This is a genomic window from Iodobacter sp. BJB302 (assembly GCF_002735645.1).
In the GTDB taxonomy this organism is placed as follows: Bacteria; Pseudomonadota; Gammaproteobacteria; order Burkholderiales; family Chitinibacteraceae; genus Iodobacter.
On the sequence record NZ_PDZG01000123.1, the window covers coordinates 1 to 6,340 of the forward strand.

7 protein-coding genes are annotated in these 6,340 nt (G+C 43.7%); 3 read left to right on the forward strand and 4 right to left on the reverse strand.

Annotation, left to right across the window (positions count from 1 at the left end):
- Positions 1–158: 158 nt before the first annotated feature.
- The 4 genes from CSQ88_RS21620 to CSQ88_RS21635 form a co-directional block, all read right to left on the reverse strand.
- Complete coding sequence (locus tag CSQ88_RS21620; protein ID WP_099400132.1) at positions 159–353, reverse strand: hypothetical protein; 195 nt, start codon at positions 351–353, stop codon at positions 159–161.
- 259 nt (positions 354–612) lie between these two features.
- Positions 613–1,614, reverse strand: a complete 1,002-nt coding sequence (locus CSQ88_RS21625) for a nucleoid-associated protein (protein WP_099400133.1) — start codon at positions 1,612–1,614, stop codon at positions 613–615.
- Between the two features lie 35 nt (positions 1,615–1,649).
- Positions 1,650–2,183 carry a flavodoxin domain-containing protein gene (locus tag CSQ88_RS21630; RefSeq protein WP_099400134.1) on the reverse strand — a complete coding sequence of 178 codons (534 nt, stop codon included), beginning with the start codon at positions 2,181–2,183 and terminating at the stop codon, positions 1,650–1,652.
- Between the two features lie 50 nt (positions 2,184–2,233).
- A complete protein-coding gene (locus tag CSQ88_RS21635) occupies positions 2,234–2,653 on the reverse strand; it encodes a YkgJ family cysteine cluster protein (RefSeq protein WP_115227344.1) in 420 nt (139 codons plus the stop codon).
- Positions 2,654–2,862: 209 nt separating this feature from the next.
- Between CSQ88_RS21635 and CSQ88_RS21640 the strand changes: the two genes are divergently transcribed.
- From CSQ88_RS21640 to CSQ88_RS22845, 3 genes are all read left to right on the forward strand, one after another.
- The gene (locus tag CSQ88_RS21640; protein ID WP_099400136.1) at positions 2,863–3,135 is read left to right on the forward strand and encodes a hypothetical protein; all 273 of its coding nucleotides are present in this window, start codon (positions 2,863–2,865) and stop codon (positions 3,133–3,135) included.
- A 91-nt stretch (positions 3,136–3,226) separates the two neighbouring features.
- Positions 3,227–4,564 (forward strand): Fic family protein, encoded by a 1,338-nt coding sequence (locus tag CSQ88_RS21645; RefSeq protein ID WP_099400137.1) that lies wholly within the window; start codon positions 3,227–3,229, stop codon positions 4,562–4,564.
- Between the two features lie 59 nt (positions 4,565–4,623).
- Entirely contained in the window at positions 4,624–5,355 is a 732-nt protein-coding gene (locus tag CSQ88_RS22845) for a hypothetical protein (protein WP_143449555.1), read from the forward strand.
- Positions 5,356–6,340 lie beyond the last annotated feature (985 nt).

Consider the following 6,340-nt stretch of genomic DNA (forward strand, 5'->3'; position numbering starts at 1 on the left):
TTTTGATACCCGCTTCGCCAGTTAAATATTGCTGAACGACAGAGAGCTTGAATTGCGTTGAGTACTTGGACATAAAAACACCCCAAAAATATGGACGGGTGTCCAACTTTTGGGGTGCAGTTCAAATTAATTCGTGGCTTTTTTTTGTTGCTGATTCATTATTTAGCGCTTTCAAGATAATCCAGTTCTTTCTCTGCCTTGGCTGCTGCGCGATCTGCAAGCTCGTTACGTATCTGACGCCTTACTTCAAACTGTGCACGATGAAGTCCCATTACCACAATTTCCATATTTCTTTGCGATTGTTCCAGCTGACGGCGCTGGCGGGGGGTTTTAAACGTAGTCGACAGAGTCATGGGAATACCTTTTTTGAGGGTTACCGTTTGATCACTGAGGTTTCAGGTTATGAAACCGAGCACATTGCCACACTAGCATCGCTGTTACAGATTACAGTTTAAAGATACTACGCCAAATAGTTGGTGTATGTAATATTACAACTAAGGTTTTTTGTGTTGGCAAAGCAAGTAAGTGATTGATCCCACACGCTTTGCCAGATTAGTTTAGCGCAAATTTATTGCGTTGCAACATCTTTTGTTGTGAATGTTGAGGATTTTTCTACTTGGTTTCTGCCAGTAACTCCTTACGCATTTCTTCTGGAATATTGGATAAAACCAGGGTGTCGTTTTCCGGGTTGTAATGCACAGCGCCGCTGCGTAAGCTGCTGCGGTCAAATTCCAGCTTCCAGTGGGGGGCTTTGGTTTTAAAGGTGCGCAGTGGCTTGATGGCACGGCGGTCTGGTACAAAACCATCGTTTAACGCCAGATCTTGATGGTCCAGCACATTTTGTAATTGCATGGGGGCATCCGGCCACACTTGCTCTGCTACCTGCTCCAGTGTGACGGCGCAGCTGGCGTTGCCCAGCTCGTCCAGGTATTCGTGGGCACGTTCAAACAACTGATCGCGCTCTGCAGGCTGTAAATGCTGCTCTTCGGCAAACTGGCTGAGGCCGTGTACCAGTTTTTGTGTTTCTTTCAGCGCCACTACAATATCGTTGCAGCCTAAAAATGATTTGAAATAAGCGGCTACATCGCCGCGCCCGCGCAAAAAGCTGATATAGCGCTCAGCGCCGTTTTGCCATGCTTGTAAATCAATTTTGCCTGCGACTTTTAAATTGCTGGTGTCCAGGTAAATGCTGTCGGCCACATTCAGCTCTTCATCCAGCATGGTGCCCATAATTTCAGACAAAATAGTGAACAGGATAAAATCTGTGCCATCGCCTTTGATGCGGGCAATCAGCACATGGCCGCCGCTGGCTAAGGGCTCTTGCTCTAAGCGCAGCAGCAGGTGCTGCATCATTTGTTTAGAGCTGCTTAAAAAATCTGCGCCTTCTATAAGCTGACGAATCAGCCCTTGCATAGGGAAGGCTTCCTGATCTTCTTCAAAGCTGCCAAAGCCTTTGCCCAGCTTTTGGGTGTAGAGCTTACAAAGCTGATCGATCAGTCTTTGTGCGGCAGGGGTGTGGGTAATTTCTTTATCGCTTAAGCGTAAGCTAACCGGGCCGTGGGCTTCTTTATTAATTTGATGGCTGATCAGATTGCTGATGGTATGGGTGGTCATGGTGTTTCTCTGTGAGGGCTTTGGGGCGCAGTTTACTATCCATCTGCGTGATCCTGGCGAAGATAGCTTGTGATTTGTTGCGCAAAGTTTTGAAGCTGCTGCCAGTCTGTGTATTCAACGCAGCTGGTGCCATCGCTGGGGCCGCCGGTGATATGCATAATTAAACGAATAATCTGCGTATCCAGCCAGCCGTAGCGGGGGTAATCGAGCTTGCCCGCGATAGAGAGCGCGGCAAAGGGGCTGAGCTGAAATTGCTGAAGCAGCTTTTTTAAATAGCCATTTGGCGAGCCATCGCCTTTGCGGGCGCTTAAGCTGACGGAGGTAATGGCCAGGGGAAGCTGTGATATTTGCGCTGCATGGTGCTTAAAAAACTGTATGGCTTCGGGCAGGTGCCGCCCATAGCGTACAGAAGCAATCACAATGAGCGCCTTGCAAGCAACAATTTGCGCGGATGGTGTTTTTAAATCGGCCAGCTGCACCGGGTAAGCATCAAGGTGCAGGGCTAGTTTTTGCGCAATACGCATGGCCTGGCCATCACGGCTGGCATAAAGAATGAGGATAGGTTTCATTGTTTTAGCGTATCACCGTGATGATCAGTCTGTTTTGAGCGTGGTCAGCGTTATTCCGTGATTAACAACTTGGCAGGGCGGCTTCGGTAAGCACAATAGCCAGGGCGCGGGCCAATTCTTGGATGGTTGCGGCAGGTGTTAGGGCGGTTTTCATAAATAGTGCAAAGGCGCGTTTTTAAATCTAAATAACGGCAATCCCCGTTTGCCTTACGCTTTAGGGTGTAAATACTGTTTTTAAAATTAAAGTGATCAATAATGCCCGCTTTTGTTAAGCGCTTGGCAATTTGCTTGGGCGGCTCGCCTTCTGCTTCAAATGCATCCACCAGATTCATGCGGACTAAATCGCTGAGTTTTACTTCAACCGGCATGGTGCAACAGGATGACTGGCAGTTTTTGCATAAATCATCACGAAACTTGATCCATGTCGCGGGGTTATCGGGATGAGCGTGATAAATTAAAGGGTTTGTTATGAAAACGGCTTGACTGTCTTTGAGGGGGCGTATTTTGCCTGTTTTTTGCATCACAAGGCAGATAAATCGATGTCTGGCGGGGAAGGGGCTTCACTTCTGCCTTGCGCAGTTGACTAAAACACCGCATCCTTCGCCCTTGGATTTTTTAGCTGTACATCGCCGCCTGCGGGCCTGGCAATGATGGCTACAGATTGAATGGGGAATAGAGTATGGCAAGTAAGTTTCAGTTATATAAATTAGACGGCTTTAAATCCGACGAACAAAATAAAAAAGAACGTACTCCGGGACGTTTTGGGCAAGAGGCTGCAAAAGTAATGGATAAGCGCGAGCAACGTAAGGCCGATCAGGCCGCAGGTTTGGTTCCTTTTGCAGTAAAGCTGAATGGCGATTTGATTAAAGAGCTGCATGCGGCTGCCGCAACGCGGGAAGTGACCATGGCAGAATTAGTGGCTGAGCTGTTAAAAAAAGGTTTACAAGCTTAACCAGGCAGGAAAGCATTCATTTAAAAGGGCAGCCATCGCTGCCCTTTTTTTATGCTAAAGTCTATAAACGCAAAATTCAGGATTTGAGATAATGGCCAAGCCAAGAGTAGAAAGAGCACCAAAATTTGATTTGGTCAATGTTGATTTTCCTATGCTGCAGAAGTATCTGCCTTTATATGATTTAACAGACAGCAAGGGCCGTTACCTGCATTGGGATAAGCTTAAATGGCGGGTGCCCAGGGCCGAGGCGCAAAATATCTGGTTTGCGATTAAATTCCAGCGCTTTATTCAGATGAAAGAAGTCGATCTGTTTGATGTGAATGGCGAATCTTTTAGCTACTGCATTCCCAACTCAATGGAAGCCAAGCTGCATCAGGTCATAAAAACCGCAGGCGGCAGCGTGGCCGTAGTTGCAGGTATGGCGGCTACCATGCAGATTCAGGCCAAATTTTTAGTGTCTTCCCTGATCATGGAAGAAGCCATCAGCAGCGCCCAGCTGGAAGGCGCAGCCACAACGCGCGAAGTGGCCAAAAAAATGCTGGAAGACGAAAGAGCACCGCTTAATGAAGACGAGCGGATGATTCTGAATAATTTCTTTTTACTGAAAAAAGCCGAAAAAAGCTGTAATGAAGAATTAAGCGTTGATTTGATTTTAGATTTTCATCAGGTTGCTACGCAGGGCACAACGGGCAATAGTGTGGTGCCCGGCCAATTCAGGGGGGGCGACGATATTTATGTGGAAGATGGCGATGGTGGTATTGCCCACCAGCCGCCCCCGCACGAGCTGATCCAGGACCGGCTGCAGGCACTCTGTGCTTTTGCCAATACCAATCATTCCGGGCTGGATGGCTGTGAATTTATTGCCCCCGTGGTTAAAGCGATAATTCTGCATTTTATGCTGGGCTACGAGCACCCGTTTCGGGATGGCAATGGCAGAACCGCAAGGGCTTTGTTTTACTGGTATATGTTAAAAAGCGAATACGATTTATTTAAATATATTTCGATCAGTAAATTACTGAAAGACAGCCCTAAGGACTATGGCTTATCTTATCTCTATACCGAAACAGATCAGAATGACCTGACGTATTTTATTGATTATCAGCTTGATATCATCATCAGAGCATTTGATGAGCTTAAAAAATATCTGGAAGAAAAAACCCAGGAATTCAATCAGGTTGTTGCACTGCTGGAAAAATCAAAATTTGGCCAGTCTTTGAATTTTGTGCAGAAAGATATTATTAAAAAAGCAACTAAATCACCAGGCAGGTATTTCTCAGTTAAAGAAATTGTGAGTGATTACGGTATTGCTGATAATTCAGCCAGAAGCTATTTAAACAAACTGGCTGAATATCGTTTATTGCTGCCCAGTAAAGATGGCAGAAGCACTTTATATATCGCCCCGTCGGATTTACTGCAAAGGCTGGTGTAAAAGAAATAAATTGAATTTAATTTTTTTAGACTTGATTGTATTTAGAGTGCGTAAGTTTTGTGCTTGAAAAATATGCAAATGCGGTCATCGATTGTGCAATGATTTTATATTTAATGAATAAAATGGCAATTAAAATAATATCATCTGAAGCAGGTAAGAAACAAATGAGTCCATTGTTGGCTGATTGGTGTGATTTTTGTGAAGGCAATACCTCCTTTGATAAGTCTCATTTTATTTCTCTGCTTAAAAATAGCTCAACCACAGCAAATCTTTATGACGTTTTTAAGTATTTCCCTCTTTGTGACACTCTTATGGAGCGAGCACAAAATGTTCTAAATTCAGGTTCATTATATCAAAGGTCTTATCTTTACCCGAGGGGAGTGTGCTCAGAGCCTGAGTTATTAGCTTCTGCTGCCAAGTGGCTTGAAGAACAATCGCGTTTTTGTAATGTGATGGGAGATTCTGAGCTTGCAATGCTAAGTAGTAATGTGGGTGTCATTTATACTGAAAAATCTGTTGTGGATGAGACTGTTAAACTAGATATTCCTAGCCGCTGGATCTTTGATTACATTGCTGATCATGTTCGAAACAGCAGAATTACAAATTCTGCTGCAAGTTATGCGCTGTTTGAAGTGTTATATGGGATCGCTGCAGATTATTATCTGGCTTGGTATATCGCATCGCCTTTAATTGATCTGGATATTAATTTTGATTTGTATTTTAATTTCTGGAAAGTTGGAGGTGTTAGTGCTTTGCTTAATGGTAAGTTGCTTGTTGCTGCTGTTTATTAAGTTGTTTTTAAATTACGATTAATATTTTTTGTATTTTATCAGTAGTGAAGTATAGGTGTTGAAATGAGGTATATAGCTGATGATTTTATTGCTGAAGCAAAAAAGCAAAATATTTATTGTGTAGAAATGGCAATCCTGGACGCTGCTTCCTTTCGCCGCTCATGCGAGGGAAAGTTTTTTTTAGGCGGTGAGACCCCTTTGTGGAGCAGAGCTTCGTCATTGGATAGCTCGTTACATTTACCTGGTGAAAAATGTATCTTTTCTGATTTTATCAGCAAGGATATTGTCGTTTTTTTTTTGAGCAGGAAGTTGACCCTACAATTTTTTTACTAAACAATTTTAAAGAACTTTCTTCGATTATTGAAGAGTTATTTAGCTTTGTTTTTTATGTATCAAGCCTTGAAATGGATTTCGTTGTTTGTTGGAATGACCATGAGTATTTAATTGGAATGGGTGAAGCCAAAGTGTGGGTCGAAAATTTGATATATGATCGGTCGTTTGATTAGAAAATACGCAGGTTTTTAAAAAAAATATAGGGTTGGGTCTTAAATTTTAAATTAGGTAATTAATTTGATCGCAATTGCAAAGCTCTGTAAATTTTATCTCAAGTGTAATGTAAGGCCTGACCCCATGCTTCCCGGGTCAGGTTGTTCTGAAATGGGGGGATTACCAAGGGAAAGTAGTAAAGTTTGACACTTCTAAAAATAGATTGGTACCGAAATGATTGATTTTTCTATATCGTGGGATGCTCCTATAGTTCCGTCGGAGGCTATTGCTGGTATTCCCTTGGGTATACCTATTTCAGTTTTTGATCTGGTTCTCTCTCGTTATCTATTAAAAGGATCTACTTCACTTTATCGTAAGCGCCTAGCCCTCCCATCTAAACGCCCTTTCCTTTTTTCGTCATGCTGAGGTTTTTATCAAGGAGGATTTATGGGGGATTTGCAGACGCGGCGCGGGGAGTGGCTACTGCGCGTGGCTCAGT